Origin of the sequence: Bradyrhizobium sp. 1200_D9_N1_1 (assembly GCF_052075915.1) — a bacterium.
Classification (GTDB): domain Bacteria; phylum Pseudomonadota; class Alphaproteobacteria; order Rhizobiales; family Xanthobacteraceae; genus Bradyrhizobium; species Bradyrhizobium diazoefficiens.
This window is the reverse complement of the sequence record NZ_CP197226.1, coordinates 6,624,466-6,647,679: the sequence shown is the minus strand read 5'-3', so window position 1 is coordinate 6,647,679 and position 23,214 is coordinate 6,624,466. Positions and strand designations below refer to the sequence as shown.

Genomic DNA, 23,214 nt, shown 5'->3' with positions numbered 1-23,214 from the left:
GCGATGCGGTCGAGCCAAAGCAGGCCTTCGTGAGACATACGTCGTGCAGGACTGCTATGGAACCGAACTTGGTCGGCCCGCCCGTGACCGGGCAGGCGTTCCGCAGGGAAATGTTGCAGTATTATGTTACCGATCTGGATCCAAACGGCCGACCCGCACGGGCGGGACAGGAAAAATCCGCGTATGTGGGGTAGATCACACAAGCTCCCGTATGACTGCGGTAAGTTGAACAATTTTGCACCTTCCGTCGAACCGTCCGCTGCATCGACCCGACCAACCTTGCGAGACGGCCTTTGAGCGTGACACAGGCGGCTTCGGACGAGATCCTCATCGCCAGGATCGCTCAGGGTGACCGGCTTGCCATGCAGGTGCTGTACGGGCGGCACCATGTCAGGGTCTACAGGTTCGGCCTCAGGCTCGTACGGGACGAGCAGGCGGCGGAAGACCTCATCAGCGAGGTGTTTCTCGACGTCTGGCGTCAAGCCGGCAAGTTCGAGGGTCGATCCGCAGTTTCCACTTGGCTGCTGGCCATTACCCGATTCAAGGCCCTCTCGGCGCTCCGGCGCAGGAAGGACTTTGAGTTGGACGAAGACGCCGCGAACGCGATTGAGGATACGTCCGACAATCCGGAAACGGTGGTGCAGAAGAAGGATACCAGTGAAGCGTTGCGGGAGTGTCTGACGGGCCTCTCGCCGGAACACCGGGAAATCGTCGATCTCGTCTACTACCACGAGAAGTCCGTGGAAGAAGTGGCCGAAATCGTCGGGATACCGGAGAACACTGTAAAGACGCGCTTGTTCTATGCGCGCAAGAAACTGGCCGAACTGCTGAAGGCAGCCGGCGTTGAGCGAGGCTGGCCATGATGGCTTTGAGCAAAAAGATGCTGGAGCAAGAGCCCAGTGAGATTGAACTGCTGCTGCCGTGGCACGCGGCCGGCACGCTGAACGCGCGCGACGCCCGCCGCGTCGAGGACGCGCTGGCGCGTGATCCCGAGCTCGCGAAACAATATGCCGCGATCCGCGGCGAGTACGAAGAGACCATCCATCTGAACGAGAGCCTGGGGGCTCCGTCGGCACGCGCGATGCAGAAGCTGTTCGGCGCGATCGACGCCGAGCCGGCGCGTGAGACCGGATCGCTGCCGCTGTCGGCGCGCATCGCGACCTTCTTCGCGAGCCTGTCGCCGCGGACCCTGGCCTGGTCGGCGAGCCTCGGTGCAGTCGCGCTCGTGCTCCAGGCCGGCATCATCGGCGCGGTGCTGATGAAGACCCAGCCCACGACCTTCCAGACCGCCTCGCTTTCGACCAGCGCGCCGATCACGCGCGAGCTTGGCGCTGCCGTTGCGCCGGCGCGCGCGCTGGTGCGCTTCACGCCCGAGGCGCGGGTCGCCGACATCACGGCGCTGCTCGACAGCTACCAGGCCTCGATCATCGGGGATGCCAAGGGTGGCATGTTCCGCCTCCAATTCGACAAGGCGATGAGCCAGGACGAACTCGCCTCGCTGCTCGGCAGGATGCAGCGCGAGAAGTTCGTCAACCTCGCCGTCGCGGCGCCGTAAGGCGCCGCTGAACCGATGACGCGCAAGTCCGAGAGTAAGTCGCGAGCCGGGGCCTACGCTTCGTCGGTCGGAGCCGCGCTCCTGCTCGCCGCCAGTCTCGGCGTCGAGGTTGCGCAGGCGCAGGCGATCATGCGCACGCCCACGATCAGCGTTCCCTCGCGCACGCCGACCATCTCTCCCAACGTCGCTGCGCGGGCGGTGAGCATTGATCGCGGCCCGCGCACGATGACGACCGCACGTATCTCTACGCCCCGAATCGGGCCGGCGCCGGTGCTGCCTTATGCGCGCTACTCGCCGAACCTGTATCCGTCCTGCACGGCACCGTACCGCGACGCCGACGGCGAATGCCTGGCGCAGCCAAATACAGGCGGTGACGGCGCCGGCAAGTCCGGCAAGAAGAGCGCGGGCAAGGGGCGCGGCAACAACACGCCCGTCGCCCTGAACCAGCGCATCTTCGCAGGCGAATTCGTCGCCGAGATCGACGGCGCGCTATCGGTGACCGAAGCCGACGAGCTCGCGCGTCGCCACGGCCTCGCGCGCGTCGCGTCCGAGAATTTCCCGCTGATCGGGGCGACCTTCGGCCTGTTCCGCATCACCGACGGCCGGCCCGCCGAGACGGTGCGGCGCGAATTCGCCGCCGACGGTAGCGTGCGCTCGGTCCAGCCCAACTTCCGCTACGTGCTCCAGGACCAGAAATCCTCCGTGCCGACCGAGGGCGATCCCGCGCAATATGTGCTGACAAAGCTTCGCCTCCCGCAGGCGCACACGCTGGCGCACGGCGCCAACGTGACGGTTGCCGTGATCGACTCCGGCATCGACGCCAAACATCCCGAGCTCGCCAATTCCATCGCCGACAATTTCGACGCGCTCGGCAGCGCCGAGGGCCCGCATATTCACGGCACCGGCATCGCCGGGGCGATCGTGGCGCATGCCCGGCTGATGGGCAGCGCGCCCGAGGCGCGCATCATCGCGATCCGCGCCTTCGGCGGCACCACGGGCGGCGCCGAGAGCTCGTCCTACATCATCCTGCGCTCGCTGAACTACGCCGCCGAGCACGGCGCGCAGATCGTCAATATGAGCTTCGCCGGTCCGAAGGATGCCGTGATCGAGCGGGCCATCGCGGCGACCGCCGCGCGCGGCCTCGTGCTGATCGCGGCTGCCGGCAATGCAGGTGCGAAATCGCCGCCGCTCTATCCCGCCGCCAATCCCAACGTGATCGCGGTCAGCGCGACCGACCAGCAGGACAAGCTGTTCACCGCCTCCAACCGCGGCAACTACATCGCGCTGGCGGCGCCGGGCGTCGACATCTTCCTGCCGGCGCCGGAAGGCAAATATCAGATGACGTCGGGAACCTCGTTCTCGGCGGCCTATGTCTCCGGCGTCGCGGCGCTGCTGCTCGAGCGCAACTACGCGCTCAAGCCGGAGGCGCTGCGCATGACGCTTGCGAAGACCGCGCGCGATCTCGGCTCACCCGGGCGTGATGATCTGTTCGGCGACGGCGAGGCCGATGCGTTTGCCGCGGTCATGGCTGTTCCCGCCGACAGCGCGACGCCGGTTGCGGCCGCGTCCGGTACAACAAAACGTGAAGATGGGCAGCCACATCGCGACGAGCCCGGCATCCGCGCGATCGAGCAGCCCTCGCTGTCGAGCTCGGATGATAAATCCACGATTTCTCAGGTGGATAGGCCGGCGACGCGATAGGCGCTGCGACAACTTTGCGCGCGGGCCGAAGGTTAAATAATCGAACGCCGCATTGAACGTTCAGCCGGCTGCCACGACCAAATTATGTGGGAGCGGTCATCCCTCCCCATCAGTCATATCAGGCGCGAGCGCCCATCCACCCCAAGCGCCCATATGGCTCGACCCGTCCGGTTGTCCCCCCGGACGGGTCTTTTCTTTTCGGGGCATCCGATTCCTTGAAGCCGTGTTTGAGATCAGCTTCCGGTAGAGCGATCGCGCTTGCGTTCATCGCCATCGGTCGGCCGGCATCCCGCACGCCCGCTATGCTTGTGCGAAGCTTGACTCGAAAACACAGCAAATCTCCGCACGACTACGGTCTTTGACGACGAACGAGGTGTCGTTGCTGGACAAGTCAAAACTTTTCCACAAAATATTCATGTCGCGTCTAAATTGATTCGTGTGCGTTGCGTCCCCCGCGTCCGTATTTTTCTCCTGACGGGCTGGTCCATGACACATCGCCAAGAGTCTGTTCGCGATCTTGTTCGCGGCGCGGCTGGTAGCCGTGAGATCGCGGCACGCTGGTGCGTTCTCGCCGAACAGCGGCTGCAACATCTCTCCGAAATGTTCGAGACCGGACGCTGGCGCCGCTATCACTCCGAGATCGCATTCCTCGAAAACATCCAGGAAGCCAAGCGCGCCGTCCAAACCTGGCGCGCCATCGCCACCGGCGGGGACGTTGCCGCGGCGGCCGCGAGCGTCACCCCCGCATTCGGCTGGTCGCCGGCGACAATGCCCCGCATGGCGCCGCGCGAGCAGCAGGCCCAGACCATGCAGCCGAAGGCGGTCCACATCGCCCCCGAGACCGCCGTGCCGGTCAGGCTCGCCCCCACGCCGAATGTGCTCGCCGAGGTGACCGAAGCCCCGCTCGTGCCGCTCGCTCCCAGCGCACCGCTCGCGGCGCCCGCTGCGGTGGCATCGTTCACTGCACCCGCCGCCGTCCCCCCGCTCAAGGCTCCCGCGGCGAGGGCGCTGCCGACGGTACCTGTCGTGAGGACGCCGTCCGCAGCGCCTGCTGCGTTGGCGCCGCGCACCGCGCCTCCCGTGAGGTCGCCGTTCGCCGAACCCGCTGCAATAGCATCGGTTGCCGCACCTGCAGTGAAGGCGCCTGCCGCGGTGGCAACGCTGCTGCAGCAATTCTCGCCCCCGGCGGACGAAATCGTCGCCGCCCCCGAGCGCGTCGTCGAATTCACCCTCAGCCTCGACGGCATCGAAGCGAAATACCCGCTGCTGCGGAACGCGTTCTGAAGGTAACGTTCAGAGAGAGCGGTTGCGTCTTCCCAGCTCTGTCAGCCTGAGGCGCGAGTTCCGCGGTGTACCGCGGGGCGAGCCTCGAAGGATGAACGGCCCCGTCTGCCAACCGCGCAGCTACCGCCGCACCGCGTTCCCGCCGACCACCACCTGCGCAAAGCGCTGCGCGCCGTCCGCCGACAGATCCGCCGTCACCGCGCGGGCGTGATCGAGGCCGACCACGGCGCCGCGCGGGGTCTCGGAGATCATGTTGTTGTTGACGAGCGCGGTGCCGGCGCCCGGCACCACGGAGACGCCGATTCCGGCCAGCGCCTTGCGGATCACGTTGCCCGTGATCGCGACGTCGCGCAGATATTTGCCCCAGCCGGCGACGATGCCGTAGGACGGCACGTTCTCGATCACGTTGCCGGTCACCGAGGTATCCGCCTCGATGTAGATGCCGACGCCGGCATCGTCGTCAGGCGCGGTGCCGATCGGCCGCTTCGGGATCAGATTGCGGATGATGTTGCCCTGGACCACCGCGATGCGGCCGCCCTCGTTGAAATTGCAGACGGAGACACCGACGGCGGCGCCGTCCACAATGTTGTTGGCGATCACCGCCGCCTCGAACGCGAACTCGGAATAGAGCGCGACCTCGCGCACATCGCTGACGCTGTTGCCTGTGATGTGGATGTTGGAGGCGGAATTGCCGCGCACCGCGGAATAGTCGCAATTTTTGATGCGGTTGCCGCGCACGATCACATTGCCGGCGCGGAAGGCGTTGATGGCGTTGCCGTACTGGCCGGAGCCGCCGGGGCCGGCCTTGATGTCCTCGATGCGGTTGTCTGCGACCAGCGTGCCGTCATCGCCGATCGCGCTGCGCAGGATCTCGATGCCGTTGTCGTTGGTGCCGATGATGGTGTTGCGGGCGACGCTGAGGCCCTTGGCGTCGAACGAGACCACGGCCGTCACCGCGATGCTGGTGAAGATGTTGCCGGAGATATCGCCTGAGATCTGCTCGAGCCAGATGCCGCTGCCGCCGGAGCCTGTGATCTCGCAATCGGTGATGCGGACGTCGCGGCCGCCGAGAACGTGGATCAGTCCGCGCCGTGTCGGCAGCGGGATGCCGCCACCGTCGAAGGTGATGCCGGAAAGGCCGATCGCATCGGCGCCGTCGCTCTGGATCGCCGACGGCCCGCCGGTGAAGACGAATTTCGTCGCGCCGCGCACGCCGATCAGTTGTGTGCCGTTCGGCAGCCGTAGCAATCCGCTGCGGTAGACGCCTGGCGGCAGCGCCAGCGGCATCTGCGCTCGCGCGGCCTCGTCGATGGCGCGCTGGAGTCCGCGGGTCTGGTCCTCGCTGCTGCCGGGCCGCACGCCATATTGCGTGGCATCGCGGCCGAGCAGCGACGTCAGCGGCGCCGCGCGCGCAGCGTCGGCCGGCATGGCCAGCGCGCCGGCGATGCCGGCGGTCGAGGCTCCGATGAGATGACGCCGGTTGAGGTCCATGGATGCGTCCTCCGGCGGACGCGGGAAGTGTCCGCAGCGGTTAGGTAGCGCAGAAATGGCGCACGGCGGCCGGGGCGATGAGGATTGTTCGCGGTAGGGTTAAATGTTTACGCAAAGCGAGATGCCGTAGGGTGGGCAAAGCGCAGCGTGCCCACCATTGTCACCCGGATCGAAAGAGATGGTGGGCACGGCGCAAGTGCGCCTTTGCCCACCCTATGAAGTGCGGGCCTTCCGGGCCAATCGCACCATTTCCATCAGCATGGCTTCCCCGGCATCCACCAGTTCCTCCAGCGTGATCCGTGGCGCACCCTTGAGCCGCACTGCACCGCTGCGCGCAAGCAGCGGAATATGGATGAACGCCGCCAGCCGTGGCCCGCCGTCCCTCGCGTTCTCGATCGCGCGCCAGCTTAAGTAGTTGCAGAGATAGGCGCCGGCATCGCGCGAGGCGCGTGCATCGATGCCGGTGAGGCGTGCCGCGCGCAGCAGCCTTGCGGTGTGCGGGCCGAACAGCATCGCATCCGCATGGCCGGCGATGCCGCGCTTGCTCGAGCGGGTGTTGGCGGCATCGGGCCAGAGCAGGGTGACCGCGTTGCGCGCGCGGGTCTCGATGCGCAGGTACGAGGTCCGCGCCGCGAGGCCGAACATCAGCAGCGCGTCCGGTTTTTGCGCCGCGAGCACCTCCGGCAATTGCCGGTCAACGGCGGCATAGGTCACAGGGAAAATGTGGGTCGCAAGCTCGACGTCGTCGAGTGCCGGGCGGCGCAGCCGCGCCAGCCGTGCCACCAGCGGCTGTGTCGGGTTATAGGGCGCGCCGGGGAAGGGACCGAAGCCGGTCAGGAGAACGCGGAGCTTTTGGCTCATTGCAGCAGCCCCAGAATTTGCTCGGCGGCGAGCGCCGGCGTGAGATGACCATCGGCGACTTCGGCCTCGATCTTCCGGACCCTGGTCCGCACCGATGCCTCGCTGCGCAGCCGCGCCAGCATGCGCTGCTCCAACATCGACCACATCCATTTCACCTGCTGCTCGCGCCGGCGCGCGGCGAAATCGCCGGACGCGTTCATCGCCTTGTGGTGATCGAGGACCTTTTGCCAGATCTTTGCGATGCCGTCGCCGGTCAGCGCCGAATAGGTCTCGACCGGCGGGTGCCAATGCTCGGACCGCGGCGCCAAAATATGCAGCGCGCTGCGATAGTCGGCGGCGGTGATGTTGGCGCGCTTGAGATTGTCGCCGTCGGCCTTGTTGATCGCGATCATGTCGGCGAGCTCGACCAGGCCCTTCTTGATGCCCTGGAGCTCGTCCCCGCCGCCGGGCAGCATCAATGCGAGGAAGAAGTCGGTCATGTCGCAGACCGCCGTCTCGGACTGGCCGATGCCGACGGTCTCGACCAGCACGACGCCGAAGCCGGCCGCCTCGCATAGCAGCATCGCCTCGCGCGTCTTCGCGGCGACGCCCCCGAGCGTGCCCGAGGATGGCGAGGGGCGGATGAAGGCGTCATCCGACGCCGACAGCCGCGCCATCCGCGTCTTGTCGCCCAGGATCGATCCGCCGCTGCGCGCCGAGGACGGATCGACCGCGAGCACTGCGACCTTGTGGCCCTGCTCGATCAGATAGGTGCCGAGCGCGTCGATGGTGGTGGACTTGCCGACCCCGGGCGAGCCGGTGATGCCGACGCGAAACGCCTTGCCGGTGTCGGGCAGCAGCATTTGCACGAGCTCCCGCGCCAGCGCCTGGTGGTCGCCGCGCCGGCTCTCCACCAGCGTGATGGCCCGGGCGAGGGCCGCGCGACTGCCGGAGCGGAGGTCGCGCGCGAGGGATTTGATGTCCAGTGAAACCTTCTTCTCAACCATGCCTTGCTTTACAACGCCCCGGCGGGGCAGGCGAGGGCCGCCCGCCCCCTATCACCGGGATGTTGCTGCCGCCGTCTGCACCGGTTTCACCTTGCGCCAGACCCATACCATCACCGGCCACAGCAGCGCGCCGATCGCCATGGCGGCGAGGATGGCGGCGACGGGGCGTTCGAAGAACGGCAGGATACTGCCGTCGGACTTGATCAGCGAGGTCACGAAGGCCTGCTCGACCATGGTGCCCATGACGATGCCGAGCACCATCGCGGCGACGGGATAGCCGTTCGCCTCCATCACGTAGCCGATCACCCCGAAGGCGGCGACGGTGACGACGCCGAACATGTTGTTGCCGATCGCGAACGAGCCGACCGCGCAGCACAGCATGATGATCGGCATGATGGCGGAGCGCGGTGCCAGCAGGATGTAGGCGGCGATCCGGATCATGGCGATGCCGAGCGGGATCATCAGGATGTTCGCGATGATGAACATCAGGTAGATCGCGTACATGCTCGACGCCTTCTCGGTGAACAGCGTCGGGCCGGGATTGAGCCCCTTCATGTAGAGCACGCCGATCGCGATCGCGGCGATGGTGTCGCCGGGGATGCCGAACAGCAGCGAGGGCACCCAGCCCGAGGCGATGCTGGCATTGTTGCTGGCGCCGGCCTCGACCAGGCCTTCGACATGGCCGGTGCCGAATTTCTCCGGCTCCTTGGAGAAGCGCTTGGACATCGCGTAGCTGACCCAGGCGGCCATGTCGGCGCCGGCGCCGGGCAGAACCCCGATGATGATGCCGACGATGTTTCCGCGCGTCATCTGCCAATGGTATTTCCTGGTCAGCTTCCACTGGCCGGCCATGATGCTTCCGAATTTTCGACGCGGCAGTGGAGGTGGTTCCGGCGTCAGCATCGCGCGCATCACCTGCGCCACCGCGAACACGCCGACCAGCGCCGGGATCGGCTCGATGCCGCCGAACAGGTCGGTGATGCCGAAGGTGAAGCGCGGCACGCCGCCCGGATTCTCGATGCCGATGCAGGAGACGAGCAGGCCGAGGAACATGCCGGCGATCGCCTTCACCGGCGAGGAACGCGCGACCAGGGTGGCGCACATCAGGCCGAGCAGCGCCAGCCAGAAATATTCGAAGGTGGAGAACGACAGCGCGACCTCGGCGAGCGGCGGCGCCAAGATCATCAGCGACAGCACGCCGGCGATGCCGCCGACCGCTGAGAACCAGACGCCGGCCCCGAGCGCCAGCTCGGCCTGGCCCTTGCGCGTCATGGCATAGGCTTCGTCCGCATAGGCGGCGGACGCGGGCGTTCCGGGAATGCGCAGCAGAGCGCCGGGAATGTCGCCGGAGAAGATCGCCATCGAGGACGCCGCGACGATGGTCGCGATCGCGGCGATCGGCGACAGATAGAAGGTGACGGGGACGAGCAGGGCGGTCGCCATCGTCGCCGACAGGCCCGGCAGCGAGCCGATGACGAGGCCGTAAACGGAGGCCGCGAACATCGCGATGACCACCTCCCAGGTGGAGATCAGCGCGAACGCTTCAATCAGGGTCTTCAGCATGGATCACCAGGGCGTCGGCAGCAGGCCGGCAGGAAGCGGCACGCGCAGCAGCTTGCCGAAGATGAGGTGGATGGCGAAGGGCGACAGCGCGGCGAGCGGCAGCGCCAGCTTCCACTTGGCGCCGAGCGCGGTCGAGGTCACGTAGACCATGATCGCCGCGGTGATGATGAAGCCGAGCCGGTCGGCGGCGACGACGTAGAACAGCAAAAGCGCCGGCGGCAGCAGCGCACGCAGGCCGTAGAGCTTGCCCTGCGGCGGCGGGCTTGCGGCCTGGCCGCCCTCCAGCGGGATCAGCTCTTCCTCCTCCTCGAAGGAATGGCCGATGCCGAACACGATCGCGAGCCCGCACAGCGCAAGCCCGGTGCCGATCACGAGCGGAAACACGTTGGGGCCGACCGGCTGCCCCGGCACCGGCGGCAAGATGTAGCCGCCATAGGCAGAAGCGGCGCCGAGCACGACGAGAAACGAGCCCGTGACGGAGTCGGGAAGACGCATGGGAGGAGTCCTGTGGGGTTTCTTCTCCCTCTCCCGTTCTTACGGGGAGAGGGGGACTTTCCGCGCGGACGGTGAGAGTTGGACTCGCGGAGACCCCCCTCACCCGAATTCGAGCGGAGCTCGAATTCGACCTCTCCCCGCACGCGGGGAGAGGTGAAGGTTCACGCCTTGCTCAAACCTGCGGCCTTCATCGCTTCGCCCATCTGGGCGTCGCCCTTGTCCATGAAGCCAGCGAACTGGCCGGCATCGCCCCACACCGTGCCGAAGCCGCGATTGCTCATGAAGTCCTTGAACTCGGCGGAGTCGAAGACCTTCTTCAGCGCCGCGGTGAGCTTCGTTGCGAGCTCCGGGGGCAGGTTCTTGGGTGCGCCGATGCCGCGCCAGGCGCCGGTCGCGTATTCGATGCCCATCGCCTCCTTCAGCGTCGGCACGTCCGGGAAGATCGGGTTGCGCGCCGGCGCCATGATGGCGAGGCTCCTTGCCTTGCCGGCCTCGATGATGGCGCGCGCTTCCGGCACCGAGCAGGTGGTGAGGTCGAGGCCGCCGGCGGCGAGATCCTGCATCGCGGGCGCGGCGCCGTTCGACGGCACCCAGGCGACCTGGTTGGCGGGCAGGCCCATCGCCTGCATCCAGCCGACCAGCGCCAGATGCCAGATGCCGCCCTGGCCGGTGCCCGAGGCCTTGAACTTGCCGGGCGGCGCGGCCTTGATCGCTTCGGCAAGGTCCTTGACCGTCTTGTAGGGCGAGGAGGAGGAGACCTGGATGCCGGGCGGGTCCTCGTTCATCAACGCCAGCGGGGTGTAGCTCTTCGGCGTCAGCTCGGTGAGGCCCTGCCAGTGCATCATCGAGATCTCGACCGTGAGCATGCCGATCGTGTAGCCGTCGGGCTGCGCAGTCGCGATCGCGGTATGGCCGACGACGCCGGAGCCGCCGGTGCGGTTCACCACGTTGAAGGGCTGGCCAAGGTCCTTTTCCAACAGGGCTGCGACAATGCGCGCAGTCGCGTCGGTGCCGCCGCCGGCGCCCCAGGGCACGATCACGGTGACCGGCCGCGCCGGATAGGCTTGGGCGCGGGCGGGCGTGAGACCGAATGCGGCGGACGCCGCGACCGCGGCGGATGAAGCCGCAAAAGCGCGGCGCGTAATCTTGGACATGAATGCCTCCCAGCGGCGCCCGTGACACCGGGCGCTCTTAATGACGGCATTCTAGTCAGCTTTGCAGCGCGGCTGCAAGGTAGCGCTACCAGAGCACTGTGAGCAATGTGTCGCTGCTCACACGACGATCATTGCGGCTCCTCCGCATCGCCCTTCGGCCGTGCGCCGCCGAAAATGCGCGTGCCTTCCGCGGTGAGGTAAGGCTTCAGCGTCTCCCACGGCACGAATGCGACATATTCGCCTTCGGCGTAGGGACCGACCGCGTAAGGCGGATAGTGGAACGTGAGCCCGGAACTCTTGCCGGCCTCGGTCGACGGGGCGAGCGTCACGGCGCCGATCTTGAGCAGGCTCGGCTCCACGCTTTTGAACCACTCGTCGGTTGCGGTCTCGCTGGTGTCGCGCTTCTTCTTCTCGGCCTTGAGCGAGGCGATCACGGCTTTCAGCATCGCCTTCATGGTCGGGCCGCCATCGGCGGTCTCGTTGAAGAACGGGCGGATCGAGATGCGCTTGCGCTCGGTCTTGTCCCAGAGGATCGTGTTCACGTCCGAATTGGGATGGGCGCCGTGGGTGTCCATGTAGTCGTTGCGCAGGATGCTGGCATAGCGGTCGGCAACGACCGAGCGGATCGCATATTTGCGCTCGAAGTCCCAGCCGCCGTCCTTGAAGAACTGCGGATCTTCTTTGCGCGCGGCGGCGGCCTCGGCCGCGTTCTTGTCGAGCCACTTCCTGCCTTCGGCCAGGCAATCCGCCGCGAGCGCTGCATCCGCCTTGATCCTGTCGTCGAGGAAGACGCGCGCCTCGATGCTCTTGGTCTTGACGATGGCGTCGGGCTTTGGATCCGCGGCGAAGGCGGAGATCACGCACGTTGCGCCAAGCGCCATGGCGACGCTCAAACCGATCATGAACTTCAAGGGGAGTGCTCCTTACGTGAGCGTCAGAATATTTCGAGGATGTCGTCTGCGATCTGCTGCGCAGAGTGGGGGGAGGCGGAGCGCCGGACAGTCGCCTGCGCCTGCAAGCCGGTCGCGTCCTCGATGATCTGCTCGACGTCGATCAGGTTGAGCAGCGAGAAAGAGGCCTCCGGTTCGACCTCGACCAGGACATCGATGTCGCTGTCCGGCCGATAGTCGGCGTCGGCCCGCGAGCCGACGATGGCGAGCTTCGAGACGCCCTTGGCTTTGATGGCATCGGCGTTCTTGCGGATCGCAGCGATGATCTCATCACGTGTCATGAAGACAACCCGACCGGTGATACGGCCAGCGTAGCATCTACTCCGCCGCCTCGCTATGCCCGAGCCGGGCGTTCAGCTTGCGGATCAGCTCCTCGGCGGCGTCGGCGATCACCGTGCCGGGCGGGAAGATCGCTTCGGCACCGGCCGCGTAGAGCGCCTCGTAATCCTGCGGCGGCACCACGCCGCCGACGATGATCATGATGTCGTCGCGGCCCTGCTTCTTCAGCGCGGCCTTGAGCTCAGGCACGGCGGTGAGGTGGGCCGCGGCAAGCGAAGAGACGCCGAGGATGTGCACGTCGTTCTCGACGGCCTGTCGCGCCGCTTCATCGGCGGTGGCAAACAGCGGCCCGATGTCGACGTCGAAGCCGATATCGGCGAACGCCGAGGCGATCACCTTCTGGCCACGGTCGTGGCCGTCCTGGCCGATCTTGGCGACCAGGATGCGCGGGCGGCGGCCTTCCGCCTCCTCGAAGGCGTCGATCAGCGCCTGAACCTTCTCGACCCGGTTACCCATGCTGGACGCCTCCCGCTTGTAGACGCCGGTGATGGACTTGATCTCGGCGCGGTGCCGGCCGAACACCTTCTCCATCGCGTCCGAGATTTCGCCGACGGTCGCCTTGGCCCGCGCCGCGTCGATGGCGAGCGCGAGCAGGTTGCCGTTGCCTTCGCCGGCCGAGCGCGTCAGCGCGGCGAGCGCGGCATCGACGTCCTTCTGGTTGCGCTCGGACTTCAGCCGCGTCAGCTTGTCGATCTGGAGCCGGCGGACATTCGTGTTGTCGACCTTGAGGATATCGATCGGGGCCTCGTCGGTCGGCTTGTACTTGTTGACGCCGATCACCGCCTGCTTGCCGGCGTCGATGCGGGCCTGGGTCTTGGCGGAAGCCTCCTCGATGCGCAGCTTGGGCACGCCGGCCTCGATGGCCTTCGCCATGCCGCCGAGCTCCTCGACCTCCTGGATGTGGCTCCACGCCTTGGCGGCGAGATCGCGCGTCAGACGCTCGACATAATACGAGCCGCCCCAGGGATCGATGATGCGGGTGGTGCCGCTCTCCTGCTGGAGGAACAGCTGGGTGTTGCGGGCGATGCGGGCCGAGAAATCGGTCGGCAGTGCCAGCGCCTCGTCGAGCGCGTTGGTGTGCAGCGACTGGGTGTGGCCTTGCGTTGCCGCCATCGCCTCGACCGTCGTCCGCATCACGTTGTTGAAGACGTCTTGCGCGGTCAGCGACCAGCCCGAGGTCTGGCAATGCGTGCGCAGCGAGAGCGAGCGCGGATCCTTCGGATTGAAGGGCTTCAGGAGCTTCGCCCACAGCAGGCGCGCGGCGCGCATCTTGGCGACTTCCATGAAGAAGTTCATGCCGATCGCCCAGAAGAACGACAGCCGCGGCGCGAAGCGGTCGACGTCGAGGCCTGCGGCAAGACCGGCGCGCAAATATTCCACACCGTCGGCCAGCGTATAGGCGAGCTCGAGATCCTGCGTCGCGCCGGCTTCCTGCATGTGATAGCCGGAGATCGAGATCGAATTGTATTTCGGCATCTTCGTGGAGGTGTAGGCGAAGATGTCGGAGATGATCCGCATCGACGGCGCAGGCGGATAGATATAGGTGTTGCGCACCATGAACTCTTTCAGAATGTCGTTCTGAATGGTGCCCGAGAGTTTTTCCGGCGGCACGCCCTGTTCGCCCGCGGCGGCGACGAACAGCGCGAGGATCGGAAGCACCGCGCCGTTCATGGTCATGGACACGCTCATCTGGTCGAGCGGGATGCCCGCAAACAGCGTGCGCATGTCGTAGATGGAATCGATCGCCACGCCGGCCATGCCGACGTCGCCGCCGACGCGCGGATGATCGCTGTCATAGCCGCGATGGGTGGCGAGGTCGAAGGCGACCGAGAGGCCCTTCTGTCCGGCAGCTAAGTTGCGGCGGTAGAACGCGTTGGAATCCTCCGCCGTGGAGAAGCCGGCATATTGCCGGACGGTCCAGGGCTGGTTGACATACATGGTCGGGTAGGGGCCGCGCAGGTAGGGCGCGATGCCCGGATAGGTCTCGAGGAAATCGAGCCCGGCGAGGTCGGCCTCGCCATAGGCGGGCTTCACCAGGATGCCCTCGGGCGTCAGCCACGGCTCGGCGCTGCCGGCCGGCGCGGCGGTGGTTGCTCTCTCGAAGGCGACATCGGCGAAATTGGGAATGCGGCTCATGGTTTCGACCATATCATAGACGCTCAATCATGGTCCGGATGCTGATGGCTGACGATGGTCGCCATCTTCTCCGGCCCGTAATTCTGTTGCGTGGTCTGGCTCGGCAAATTGGCGATCCCGACCACCCAGCCGAGGCGGGATTCGGTTCCATATTGCCGTGTCGGCACCACGTGATCCGGACGATCGAACGTACCGGTCATGATCTCGATGCGTGGGCCGTCGATGCGGCGGAAGCTCAGCGGCGTGCCGCAGGCGGCGCAGAAATCGCGCATCGCGATGGACGAGGAGCGGAACGCAGAGGGCGTGCCCTTGGTCCAGGCGAAATCACCCTTCTCGATGTCGGCGTAGGAGGCGAACGGCGCACCGGTCGCCTTCTGGCACATCCGGCAATGACAGATGCTGATCTTCGCCGGCGCTGCCAAGACCGCAAAGCGGATGGCGCCGCATTGGCAGCCGCCGGTGAGAACTGGTTTGCCTGGCTCGGTCATGCCTGCTCCATCCGTCGATAGGCGTCTTGCAGCGTGGCAAGCGCATCGCCCCCGGCGAAGACAAAACCCGTGACGCCGGCGGCCCGTAAACCTGCCTCGGCCTCGGTCGGGCGGCCTGCCAAATAGATATGTCTGGTGCCTGCGGTTTGCAGGGCCTTCGCCGCGGCTTCGGCGTGTTCCGCATAGACCTTGTCGCTGGAACAAAGGCAGGCAAGCTCTGCACCGGAGGCCCTGAACGCGGCGACCAATTTGGCCGGATCAGCAAAACCCTCGCTGTCGATGGCCTGGATGCCGCCGGCCTCGAAGAAGCTCTTCGCAAAAGTTGCGCGCGCCGTGAAATCGGCGGGCGTGCCGAGATTGGCGAGGAACACCTTTGGCCGCGCGCCGCGCGCCTTCAACGCCGCGTCGGATTTGTCGCGCAGCGCTTCGAACGGTTCCGACAGCCGGATCGGCGGCAGCGCGTCGAACTTGTATTTCTGTTCGCCGTAGGGTGCGAGCGCGACCGGCGTCGCCTTCAGCACCGCCGTCTCGCGCTCATGCAGGTTCGGAAACTCGCTCGCGCCGGTCAGGACGTCGCGGCGTTTTGCGATGTTGGCATCGCGCGCTTTGCGGGCGGCCGCGACCTTGCTCTGGAACAGGGCCTGCTGAAGCGCGGCAAAGGCGCCGCCGGCCTTCTCGCTCTCCTGGAACAGCGCCCAGGCCGCCTCGCAAAGCTGTGCCGTGAGCGTCTCGATGCCGCCTGCGCCCGCCGCGGGATCGCTGACCTTGGCGAGGTTGCTCTCCTCCAGCAGCAGCAGTTGCGTGTTGCGCGCCACGCGCCGCGCGAACGGATCGGGTAGTCCGAGCGCCAGCGTGTGCGGCAGCACCGTGATCGCGTTGGCGCCGGCAAGCCCCGCCGCGAACGTCGCCATGGTCGCGCGCAGCATGTTCACATAGGGGTCGCGCTGCGTCAGCATGCGCCAGGCAGTATCGGCGGCGATGAACAACGGCTTCGGCGTCAGTCCGCATGCCGTCTCGATGCGCGCCCACAAGAGCCGCAGCGCGCGGAATTTTGCCATGGTCAGGAACTGGTCGGCGTCCGCGGCGAGCCGCGCATAGACCATGCCCTGCGCGGCTTCCAGCGGAACGCCGGCGCCTTCGATCGCGCGAAGATAGGCGACGCCACAGGCGAGCACGAAGGCGAGCTCCTGCACTTCCGAGCCGCCGGCATCGTGGATCACGCGTCCGTCGGCGGACGCAAACGGCCCCTTGAAGCCGAGCGCGGCGAGACCCTTGATCGCGCCGGTGAGGGCAGGAGCGATCTCCTCCCAGGTGTAAGGGCTGTGGCCCCACACCGCGCAGGCGGCGAGCGGATCGAGACCGAAGCGGATGTCGCAGGCCGCGGGGTCGAGGCCCTTGCTCTTTACATATTCCGCGACATGGATCGCGGCCATCCGCGATTGCGGACCGATTTGAAGCTCGATGCCGATGCCGGCATCGAGATGAATGTCCTTCAAGACCTTTGCGACCGCGTCGGCTGTCGGTTCCAGGCCGAAACCGTGGGCGTCATTGCCACCGGCGAACACCAGCGCGAGCCCGGTCGCGCCATTCTCCAGATCCTGCAAGGCCTGCGCGTTCGCGGCCGCCGCGTCGGGATGGTCGATCCGCTGCATGATCTGCCACGGCGCGGCAGCAGCCCGCCCGACCACGGGCGCAACGCCCCTGGCGCGCGGATAGAGCGGATCGATCTTCAGGCCGTCATAGGTCTTGCCGACCAGCTTCTCGAACGGCGCGCCCTTGAGCACGCCATCGACCAGCTTGCGCCAGTCTTCGACCGTTGCCTTGGGAAAATCCGCCGCCAGCGGCAGGTCGTCAGTCACGGAGGTCATGCGGCGAAGGGCTCCCGAAAATCTTGTTGTTCGCAGGCGAAATTGCCACGGCGGACCGTCCCTGCAAACGGTTGTTTTTGGTTAACCGGTATCCGGAAGCCGCTCAATGCCTTGCGTCGAGATGCTGGAAAGCCCGTCGCGCACGCGAATGCCTGAGATCACGCGGTCGGGCGCAATCTCGGCCAGCGGCACCAGCACGAAGGCGCGCTCGAACAGACGCGGATGCGGCAAGGTCAGGTCGGGCTTCTGCAGCCTGACATCGTCATAGGCGATCATGTCGAGATCGAGCGTGCGCGGCCCCCAGGGCCGCTCCTTGGTCCGCGTGCGGCCGAATTTCTGCTCGACCTTCTGCAGCACGAACAGCAGCGCGTGCGGATCGAGGCCGGTTTCGATCTCGATGCAGGCATTGATGAAGGGATCCTGCTCCTCATCGCCCCAGGGCGGCGTTGCATAGTCCGAGGAGCGCGCGGTCAGCGCGGCCTGCGCCATGCCGCAGATGTGCGCGATCGCCTTGCCGAACGTCGCGCGGACATCGCCGACATTGCCGCCCAGTGCGATCAGCACGCTCGCCATATCAAGGGTGCCGCGAGCGCGTCAGCATGATGCCGACATCGTCGAAGATCGCAGCGATCGGCGCATGCGGCTTGTGCACGGTGATCTTCACGGCGCGGATGCGCGGGAAGTGCGACAGGATGGCGTCGGCCACCGCGCCGGCGGCGCGTTCCAAGAGCTTGTAATTGGTGTTCTTGAACGCCGCCGTCGTGGTCGCCACGACTTCGGCGTAGGACACCGTATCGGCGAGCCGGTCGGTGCGCGAAGGCTCCGACAGGTCGGTATAGAGCTCGAGATCAATCACGAAACGCTGGCCGACTTCGGTTTCGTGATCCATGACGCCGTGGCGAGCGTGGATCGACAGGCCGGTCACGAAGATCGTATCGGTCATTGCTTGCTCTCGATTGCGTTCGCGACCCGCAGGGCCTGCAAGGTCTCGGCGACGTCATGGGTCCGGATGATCCTGGCGCCGCGCTGCGCGGCGATGAGATGCGCCGCGATCGAGCCGGCGAGCCGCTCTTTCGGTTCCGACGGCGACACCGAGGCGATGAAGCGCTTGCGCGAGGCGCCGACCAGGATCGGCAGGCCGAACATGTCGAATTCGCGCAGCCGCGCCAGCGCGGTCATGCTCTGCTCGGCGGTCTTGCCGAAGCCGATGCCGGGATCGAGCACGATCTTGTCGCGTGCGATGCCGGCCTTGGCGGCGATATCCAGCGAGCGCAGGAAGAACGCCTTCATGTCCGCGATGATGTCGATGGCGGAATCCACGCTCTCGCGGTTGTGCATGACGATGACGGGGACGCCTCTGGCGGCTACCAGCGGCGCCATGCCGGCATCGCGTTGCAGGCCCCAGACGTCGTTGGCGATCGCCGCGCCCTGGTCGAGCGCGAAGGCCACCACCTCCGCCTTCATGCTGTCGATCGAGACCGGCACGCCGAGCGCAACCACGCCCGATAGCACCGGCCTCAGCCGGGCAAGCTCGTCCTCGGCCGTGACGGCCTTGGCGCCCTTGTAGGGCCGGGTGGACTCCGCGCCGATGTCGATGATGTCGACGCCATCGGCGATCATCGCCCGGGCCCGTTCGAGCGCCAGGTCGGGCGCGATGAAATCGCCGCCGTCGGAGAAGGAATCCGGGGTGACGTTGAGCACGCCCATCACCGCCGGGAGTGGCCGTTCCAGCAGTGTCCGCAGCACGTCACGCCCGGCCGAGCCGGCCGGCGGGACGGAAGGGGATGGCAAGGCATTCATGCGCGTGGATGTGCGCGGTCGGGGAGGGGGAGTCAAGACGGGATTGGGGGCGATCCGGTCGCGCCGATCCGTTCCGGGGCCAGTGAGGGAACGATGCTCTTGCCCACGCTCCGTCATTGCGAGCGCAGCGAAGCAATCCAGAATCTTTCCGCGGCGGCAGTCTGGATTGCTTCGCTGCGCTCGCAATGACGTTGTTGAGACAGCCGTCCACTCTTACCCCCGGTGTCGTCCCGGCGAAGGTGTGGCTTCAGCGCTCGTATGCAGTGAGCAGCAGGCCTAATACGTGATCTTCGGCGGCAGCTTCTTGGCCTTGGCGATGATGTCGCCGACCGATTTCTCCGAGGGCAGGATGCGGAGGAGCTTCTTCTTCTCGTTGGCTTCGCGCATGCTCTGGGCGAGTCTTGCCGGATTCCGATAGGCGAGCTCGCGCACGGTGGTGACGCCGGCGGCACGGACCAGGCCGACCTTGGCACGGCCCATCCCGGGAATGCGCATGTAGTCGGAGACGTTGGCCCATTCCAGAAGCTGCTGCTCGCTGATGCCGGTCTTGGCGGACAGCGCCTTGCGGCCCTTCACGGTTGAGGCCGCCTCGAGCAGCGCGTCCGTCGTGCGGATTCCTTGCGCCTTCAACTTGTTGGCGGCAAAGGCCGGCAGGCCCTCAATCTCGGAAATCGGATATGTCATGATGCTCGATATGAAAAGCGTAGCTCAGGCAAATTGGCTGAGGCCCGGCGTCCCTGCGATGATCTTGCCCATCTGATCCGCTCCGATTTTGTCTCGGCCGAAGCGAAAAAGTTCACGAGCAATGGTCTGAATCTCGGACATGCCAAGTCCCAAGCCCATCAGGCGCGTGCCAACCGCCATCAGGCCGCCGCCCATCAGCCGCGACAGTCCGCCACCGCTTTTGGACGCCTCGATCGCCGCTTCCGCGCCGGGAATATGATTGATCAGGGCTTCGACGTTCTCGGAAGGGCCTTCGTTGCGAAGGAAGCCCAGGATAATGCCGACCGTCTTTTCAGCGACAGCACTATCTATGCTGGCGTTCGTCGCCAGCCGCCCGATCAGCTCGTCCATATGGCCTGCCCCTCAGCCGGTTCACATGCCGGAGTATTGTTTTCAAAATGATCTTGAGCCGGTGTGGTGTGAAATACAAGCTATGAACGGAGGCGAACATGCGATTCAGCTTAGAACCCGCGAAAAGTGTTGCAGCGATGCAAGAGCGGAGACGAAATCAGCAGTAAATTACCGCGGTGCGAACGCGCAGTTCCTACTTTCGGCGGATGTCGTGCACTTGTTTTCCGACAATGTCGCATGATCAGGTCGCGCTGAACGGTTTCAATCGGCGCGCGACATGCGTTAAACTACGGAACTGGCATTTGAGTTTCAATACGCGAAATACGGCAGACGGATCAGAGAGAATAATGACCGCACAGGACAGCAAGCTCGGCGACACCGACGACAAGATCTTCGTCGGCAAGGGAGACGAGCAGGCATGGCTGACGCTGGCGCTCGCCAATCGCCACGGCCTCGTCACCGGTGCAACCGGAACCGGCAAGACGGTATCGCTGCAAGTCATGGCAGAGGGATTTGCGCGCGCCGGTGTTCCGGTCTTCGCGGCCGACATCAAGGGCGACCTCTCCGGCATCTCCGAGGTCGGCGTGCCCGCGGACTTCATCGTCAAGCGCGCCACCGAGATGGGGCTGACGTTCCAGCCCGACCAGTTCTCGACGGTGTTCTGGGATGTGTTCGGTGAGCAGGGCCACCCGGTGCGGGCGACCGTCACCGAGATGGGGCCGCTTCTGCTCGCGCGCATGCTCGACCTCAACGACGTGCAGGAGGGCGTGCTCAACGTCGCCTTCCGTGTCGCCGACGACAACGGCCTTGTCCTGATCGACATGAAGGATCTGCGGGCGTTGCTCGATGCCATCGTGCCCGACAGCAGCAAGAAGGGGCCGGACGCCGCCGACGATCCGCTTGCCGACATCCGCAAGGCCGCCCAGGGATTTGGCAACGTCACCAAGGCCACCGTCGGCACCATCCAGCGCCAGCTCCTCGTGCTGGAGAACCAGGGCGCCACCAAGTTCTTCGGCGAGCCGGCGCTGACGCTGAAGGACTTCATGAGGACCGACCGCGACGGCCGCGGCATGGTCAACATCCTCGTCGCCGACAAGCTGCTCCAGAGCCCGCGGCTTTACGCGACATTCCTGTTGTGGATGCTGTCGGAGCTGTTCGAGGAGCTGCCCGAGGCCGGCGACCTGCCGAAGCCGAAGCTGGTGTTCTTCTTCGACGAGGCGCATCTGCTGTTCAACGACGCGCCCAAGGCGCTGATGGACAAGATCGAGCAGGTGGTCCGCCTGATCCGCTCCAAGGGCGTCGGCGTCTACTTCGTGACGCAGAACCCGATCGACGTGCCCGACCGCGTGCTCGGTCAGCTCGGTAACCGGGTGCAGCACGCGCTGCGCGCCTTCACCCCGCGCGACCAGAAGGCGGTCGCTGCCGCGGCCCAGACCTTCCGGCCCAACCCGAAGCTCGACACCGCCAAGGTGATCATGGAGCTCGGCAAGGGCGAAGCGCTGGTGTCCTTCCTCGAAGGCAACGGCACGCCGGCGATGGTCGAGCGGGTGATGATCCGGCCGCCGTCGGCCCGGATCGGATCGATCACGCCGGAAGAGCGCAAGGCGATCATGGATGCGAGCCCGGTGAAGGGCAAATACGACACCGCCGTTGATGAAGAGTCCGCCTACGAGATGATCCAGAAGCGCATCGCCGGCACCGCGGCGACGGCGGATGCTCCGGCGGGCGGCGGCGGTGGCATCCTCGGCCAGATCGGCTCGATCGTCGGCACCATCTTCGGCACCAATGTCAAGCGCGGCCGCCTGTCGGCCGGCCAGGTCATTGCGCGCGACGTGACGCGATCGGTGACCAACCAGGTGATCGGAGGGATGGCCGCCAATCTCGGCAAGTCGGTCGGCGGCCAGCTCGGCGGCTCGATCGGCCGCACCTTGGTCCGCGGCGCGCTCGGCGGCTTGCTGCGTCGGTAGGCAGAAAGCCCGATTGGAGGCAATCCGCGCGCTGGCGCGGCCGCCTCGCCACGGGTACAATTTCAGGTGAGGTGCTCTCCAACCGTTCGTCGGTCTGCTACGTGCTATGTCGACGCTGGACTGGACCCTATTGTGACCTCAACCGACCCGCTAGCCAAACCTGATGCGCCGAGACGCCTGTCGCTGCGCGCGCCGCTGGACCTGCTCTTCCTCTTTTGCTGCTTCATCCTGACCGCGGACGTCCTCGGCCCGGAGATTTTCGGCCACGGCAAGACCAAGGACTATGCGCTTTGGTATTGGGCCGGGCAGCAGGTGCTGCATGGTGGCTCGCTCTATCCGAGCGACTTCCGTTATCCGTTCGATTTCATCTATCCACCCCTGCCGGCGATCCTGCTGGCGATCCCGAGCTGGTTCGGCAAGATCCCGCTCTACATCGTGCTGTCGGTCCTGAATGCGCTGGCGTGGTGGTACACCGGGACACTCTCCAATGTCATGACCGGCTCGGGCCGCAAGCCCGGCCCCTGGCTGGAGGCACTGCCCGCCTTCGTCACCGTGACCTTCGTGTTCGACATGTTCGACCTCGGCCAGCCGAACCTCGTCCTGCTGGCGATGATGCTCTACGGTTTTTGGTGCTTGCAGCATCAGCGCGTCTGGCTCGCGGGCTTGATGTTCGCGCTCGCCACCGCCATCAAGGTGTTTCCGATTGCGGTGCTGCCCTATCTGGTCTGGCGGCGGAAGTGGGCGGCTGCCGTCGCTACGGCCGCCTTCACCGGCATCCTTCTCTATGTTGTGCCGGCGCCCATTCGCGGCTTCGAGCGCAACGCGGCCGAGCTTGCGATCTGGTATCAGGGCATGGTCGGGGCGAGCTCGGAAAAGGGCTTTGGCCAGCGCGACGAGCAGAACTGGTCGTGGGTCAACCAATCCATCATTGCCGTCACGCACCGCCTGGTTCGTCCGATCAACTACAATCAGGAGGATCCCAGCAAGCCGCCGCGCACGATGAATATCATCGACGTCGATTACAGGACGGCGAACTGGATCGTGCTCGCGCTGTCGGCGTTGCTCGGGCTCGGCTTCGTCGCGGTCATGCCGCCGCAACGGCTTCGAACGGCGCGCTCGGATGCCGAGGAGCTCGGCATTCTGTTCTGCCTGATGACGGTGGCATCGCCCCTGGCGCGGCAATACTACTTTATGTGGCTGTTCTTCCCGATGACGGTGCTGATGCATCGCGCCGCCTTCGACGAGCGGGCGAATGTGCGGCTGGGAACCTGGCTTGCCCTCGGCGCGGGCGGATGTCTCATGCTGCTGGCACTGCCGTGGTTTCCCAATGCCTTCCAGGCCTGGGGCAACAACCTCCTCGCCACAGCCATCCTCGCGGGGAGCCTCGCATGGCACATCCGGCATCCGCCGGTTACGGCTGGCTCCGGCGCCGCGGCAGCGCTAAAACCCAAGACCTCTTGAAACCCAAGACCTCTTGAGAAGCCATCTTGAGACTCGAAAGT

General features: G+C 65.9%; 22 protein-coding genes. 6 read left to right on the top strand and 16 right to left on the bottom strand.

The window, feature by feature from the left end; genetic code table 11:
- Positions 1 to 293 precede the first annotated feature (293 nt).
- The 4 genes from AB5K84_RS31925 to AB5K84_RS31910 all read left to right on the top strand — a co-directional run bounded on the left by AB5K84_RS31925 (position 294) and on the right by AB5K84_RS31910 (position 4,540).
- On the top strand, positions 294 to 863 hold the full coding sequence (locus tag AB5K84_RS31925; protein WP_038965738.1) for a sigma-70 family RNA polymerase sigma factor: 570 nt from the start codon (positions 294 to 296) through the stop codon (positions 861 to 863).
- Positions 860 to 1,555: a hypothetical protein gene (locus AB5K84_RS31920; protein ID WP_011085827.1), complete on the top strand. Its 696-nt coding sequence runs from the start codon at positions 860 to 862 to the stop codon at positions 1,553 to 1,555. The genes AB5K84_RS31925 and AB5K84_RS31920 overlap by 4 nt, the downstream gene beginning before the upstream one ends.
- Before the next feature lie 15 nt (positions 1,556 to 1,570).
- The gene (locus AB5K84_RS31915) at positions 1,571 to 3,256 is read left to right on the top strand and encodes a S8 family serine peptidase (protein WP_011085828.1); all 1,686 of its coding nucleotides are present in this window, start codon (positions 1,571 to 1,573) and stop codon (positions 3,254 to 3,256) included.
- A gap of 486 nt (positions 3,257 to 3,742) precedes the next feature.
- Positions 3,743 to 4,540: a TIGR03809 family protein gene (locus AB5K84_RS31910; protein WP_051000271.1), complete on the top strand. Its 798-nt coding sequence runs from the start codon at positions 3,743 to 3,745 to the stop codon at positions 4,538 to 4,540.
- Between the two features lie 120 nt (positions 4,541 to 4,660).
- On the opposite strand, the gene AB5K84_RS31905 is transcribed toward AB5K84_RS31910, so the two are convergent.
- The 16 genes from AB5K84_RS31905 to AB5K84_RS31830 all read right to left on the bottom strand — a co-directional run bounded on the left by AB5K84_RS31905 (position 4,661) and on the right by AB5K84_RS31830 (position 19,745).
- Entirely contained in the window at positions 4,661 to 6,031 is a 1,371-nt protein-coding gene (locus tag AB5K84_RS31905) for a TIGR03808 family TAT-translocated repetitive protein (RefSeq protein ID WP_011085830.1), read from the bottom strand.
- Between the two features lie 213 nt (positions 6,032 to 6,244).
- Positions 6,245 to 6,892, bottom strand: a complete 648-nt coding sequence (locus AB5K84_RS31900; RefSeq protein WP_011085831.1) for a pyroglutamyl-peptidase I — start codon at positions 6,890 to 6,892, stop codon at positions 6,245 to 6,247.
- Complete coding sequence (meaB, locus tag AB5K84_RS31895) at positions 6,889 to 7,878, bottom strand: methylmalonyl Co-A mutase-associated GTPase MeaB (RefSeq protein WP_011085832.1); 990 nt, start codon at positions 7,876 to 7,878, stop codon at positions 6,889 to 6,891. The genes AB5K84_RS31900 and meaB overlap by 4 nt, the downstream gene beginning before the upstream one ends.
- A 51-nt stretch (positions 7,879 to 7,929) precedes the next feature.
- Positions 7,930 to 9,441: a tripartite tricarboxylate transporter permease gene (locus AB5K84_RS31890; protein ID WP_011085833.1), complete on the bottom strand. Its 1,512-nt coding sequence runs from the start codon at positions 9,439 to 9,441 to the stop codon at positions 7,930 to 7,932.
- Positions 9,442 to 9,444: 3 nt separating this feature from the next.
- Positions 9,445 to 9,936 carry a tripartite tricarboxylate transporter TctB family protein gene (locus tag AB5K84_RS31885; protein ID WP_011085834.1) on the bottom strand — a complete coding sequence of 164 codons (492 nt, stop codon included), beginning with the start codon at positions 9,934 to 9,936 and terminating at the stop codon, positions 9,445 to 9,447.
- Between the two features lie 161 nt (positions 9,937 to 10,097).
- Positions 10,098 to 11,090 (bottom strand): tripartite tricarboxylate transporter substrate binding protein, encoded by a 993-nt coding sequence (locus tag AB5K84_RS31880; RefSeq protein WP_011085835.1) that lies wholly within the window; start codon positions 11,088 to 11,090, stop codon positions 10,098 to 10,100.
- Between the two features lie 128 nt (positions 11,091 to 11,218).
- On the bottom strand, positions 11,219 to 11,992 hold the full coding sequence (locus AB5K84_RS31875; protein ID WP_011085836.1) for an RsiV family protein: 774 nt from the start codon (positions 11,990 to 11,992) through the stop codon (positions 11,219 to 11,221).
- Between the two features lie 32 nt (positions 11,993 to 12,024).
- Positions 12,025 to 12,321 carry a nucleotidyltransferase family protein gene (locus tag AB5K84_RS31870; RefSeq protein WP_011085837.1) on the bottom strand — a complete coding sequence of 99 codons (297 nt, stop codon included), beginning with the start codon at positions 12,319 to 12,321 and terminating at the stop codon, positions 12,025 to 12,027.
- Between the two features lie 37 nt (positions 12,322 to 12,358).
- Positions 12,359 to 14,515 carry a methylmalonyl-CoA mutase gene (gene scpA / locus AB5K84_RS31865; protein ID WP_011085838.1) on the bottom strand — a complete coding sequence of 719 codons (2,157 nt, stop codon included), beginning with the start codon at positions 14,513 to 14,515 and terminating at the stop codon, positions 12,359 to 12,361.
- A 23-nt stretch (positions 14,516 to 14,538) separates the two neighbouring features.
- On the bottom strand, positions 14,539 to 15,003 hold the full coding sequence (locus AB5K84_RS31860; protein WP_011085839.1) for a GFA family protein: 465 nt from the start codon (positions 15,001 to 15,003) through the stop codon (positions 14,539 to 14,541).
- Complete coding sequence (locus AB5K84_RS31855; protein WP_011085840.1) at positions 15,000 to 16,871, bottom strand: methylmalonyl-CoA mutase family protein; 1,872 nt, start codon at positions 16,869 to 16,871, stop codon at positions 15,000 to 15,002. The genes AB5K84_RS31860 and AB5K84_RS31855 overlap by 4 nt, the downstream gene beginning before the upstream one ends.
- An 81-nt stretch (positions 16,872 to 16,952) precedes the next feature.
- A complete protein-coding gene (gene folK, locus AB5K84_RS31850; RefSeq protein ID WP_011085841.1) occupies positions 16,953 to 17,444 on the bottom strand; it encodes a 2-amino-4-hydroxy-6-hydroxymethyldihydropteridine diphosphokinase in 492 nt (163 codons plus the stop codon).
- Position 17,445: 1 nt separating this feature from the next.
- Complete coding sequence (folB, locus tag AB5K84_RS31845; protein WP_027544155.1) at positions 17,446 to 17,814, bottom strand: dihydroneopterin aldolase; 369 nt, start codon at positions 17,812 to 17,814, stop codon at positions 17,446 to 17,448.
- A complete protein-coding gene (gene folP / locus AB5K84_RS31840) occupies positions 17,811 to 18,671 on the bottom strand; it encodes a dihydropteroate synthase (protein ID WP_028172291.1) in 861 nt (286 codons plus the stop codon). The genes folB and folP overlap by 4 nt, the downstream gene beginning before the upstream one ends.
- 276 nt (positions 18,672 to 18,947) lie before the next feature.
- Positions 18,948 to 19,355: a DUF4332 domain-containing protein gene (locus tag AB5K84_RS31835; RefSeq protein ID WP_011085844.1), complete on the bottom strand. Its 408-nt coding sequence runs from the start codon at positions 19,353 to 19,355 to the stop codon at positions 18,948 to 18,950.
- Positions 19,356 to 19,379: 24 nt separating this feature from the next.
- Positions 19,380 to 19,745 (bottom strand): hypothetical protein, encoded by a 366-nt coding sequence (locus AB5K84_RS31830; protein WP_011085845.1) that lies wholly within the window; start codon positions 19,743 to 19,745, stop codon positions 19,380 to 19,382.
- Between the two features lie 347 nt (positions 19,746 to 20,092).
- Here AB5K84_RS31830 and AB5K84_RS31825 point away from each other — a divergent pair, with 347 nt between their 5' ends.
- Both AB5K84_RS31825 and AB5K84_RS31820 read left to right on the top strand, forming a co-directional pair.
- Positions 20,093 to 21,712 carry a helicase HerA-like domain-containing protein gene (locus AB5K84_RS31825; RefSeq protein ID WP_011085846.1) on the top strand — a complete coding sequence of 540 codons (1,620 nt, stop codon included), beginning with the start codon at positions 20,093 to 20,095 and terminating at the stop codon, positions 21,710 to 21,712.
- A 132-nt stretch (positions 21,713 to 21,844) separates the two neighbouring features.
- On the top strand, positions 21,845 to 23,173 hold the full coding sequence (locus tag AB5K84_RS31820) for a glycosyltransferase family 87 protein (RefSeq protein ID WP_038965735.1): 1,329 nt from the start codon (positions 21,845 to 21,847) through the stop codon (positions 23,171 to 23,173).
- Positions 23,174 to 23,214: the final 41 nt, after the last annotated feature.

Excerpts from the sequence above, each read along its gene's own strand:
- AB5K84_RS31920 (WP_011085827.1), top strand. The coding sequence starts at position 860 with ATGATGGCTTTGAGCAAAAAGATGCTGGAGCAAGAGCCCAGTGAGATT.
- AB5K84_RS31915 (WP_011085828.1), top strand. The coding sequence starts at position 1,571 with ATGACGCGCAAGTCCGAGAGTAAGTCGCGAGCCGGGGCCTACGCTTCG.
- AB5K84_RS31910 (WP_051000271.1), top strand. The coding sequence starts at position 3,743 with ATGACACATCGCCAAGAGTCTGTTCGCGATCTTGTTCGCGGCGCGGCT.
- AB5K84_RS31905 (WP_011085830.1), bottom strand. The coding sequence starts at position 6,031 with ATGGACCTCAACCGGCGTCATCTCATCGGAGCCTCGACCGCCGGCATC.
- AB5K84_RS31900 (WP_011085831.1), bottom strand. The coding sequence starts at position 6,892 with ATGAGCCAAAAGCTCCGCGTTCTCCTGACCGGCTTCGGTCCCTTCCCC.
- meaB (WP_011085832.1), bottom strand. The coding sequence starts at position 7,878 with ATGGTTGAGAAGAAGGTTTCACTGGACATCAAATCCCTCGCGCGCGAC.
- AB5K84_RS31890 (WP_011085833.1), bottom strand. The coding sequence starts at position 9,441 with ATGCTGAAGACCCTGATTGAAGCGTTCGCGCTGATCTCCACCTGGGAG.
- AB5K84_RS31885 (WP_011085834.1), bottom strand. The coding sequence starts at position 9,936 with ATGCGTCTTCCCGACTCCGTCACGGGCTCGTTTCTCGTCGTGCTCGGC.
- AB5K84_RS31880 (WP_011085835.1), bottom strand. The coding sequence starts at position 11,090 with ATGTCCAAGATTACGCGCCGCGCTTTTGCGGCTTCATCCGCCGCGGTC.
- AB5K84_RS31875 (WP_011085836.1), bottom strand. The coding sequence starts at position 11,992 with ATGATCGGTTTGAGCGTCGCCATGGCGCTTGGCGCAACGTGCGTGATC.
- AB5K84_RS31870 (WP_011085837.1), bottom strand. The coding sequence starts at position 12,321 with ATGACACGTGATGAGATCATCGCTGCGATCCGCAAGAACGCCGATGCC.
- scpA (WP_011085838.1), bottom strand. The coding sequence starts at position 14,515 with ATGAGCCGCATTCCCAATTTCGCCGATGTCGCCTTCGAGAGAGCAACC.
- AB5K84_RS31860 (WP_011085839.1), bottom strand. The coding sequence starts at position 15,003 with ATGACCGAGCCAGGCAAACCAGTTCTCACCGGCGGCTGCCAATGCGGC.
- AB5K84_RS31855 (WP_011085840.1), bottom strand. The coding sequence starts at position 16,871 with ATGACCTCCGTGACTGACGACCTGCCGCTGGCGGCGGATTTTCCCAAG.
- folK (WP_011085841.1), bottom strand. The coding sequence starts at position 17,444 with ATGGCGAGCGTGCTGATCGCACTGGGCGGCAATGTCGGCGATGTCCGC.
- folB (WP_027544155.1), bottom strand. The coding sequence starts at position 17,814 with ATGACCGATACGATCTTCGTGACCGGCCTGTCGATCCACGCTCGCCAC.
- folP (WP_028172291.1), bottom strand. The coding sequence starts at position 18,671 with ATGAATGCCTTGCCATCCCCTTCCGTCCCGCCGGCCGGCTCGGCCGGG.
- AB5K84_RS31835 (WP_011085844.1), bottom strand. The coding sequence starts at position 19,355 with ATGACATATCCGATTTCCGAGATTGAGGGCCTGCCGGCCTTTGCCGCC.
- AB5K84_RS31830 (WP_011085845.1), bottom strand. The coding sequence starts at position 19,745 with ATGGACGAGCTGATCGGGCGGCTGGCGACGAACGCCAGCATAGATAGT.
- AB5K84_RS31825 (WP_011085846.1), top strand. The coding sequence starts at position 20,093 with ATGACCGCACAGGACAGCAAGCTCGGCGACACCGACGACAAGATCTTC.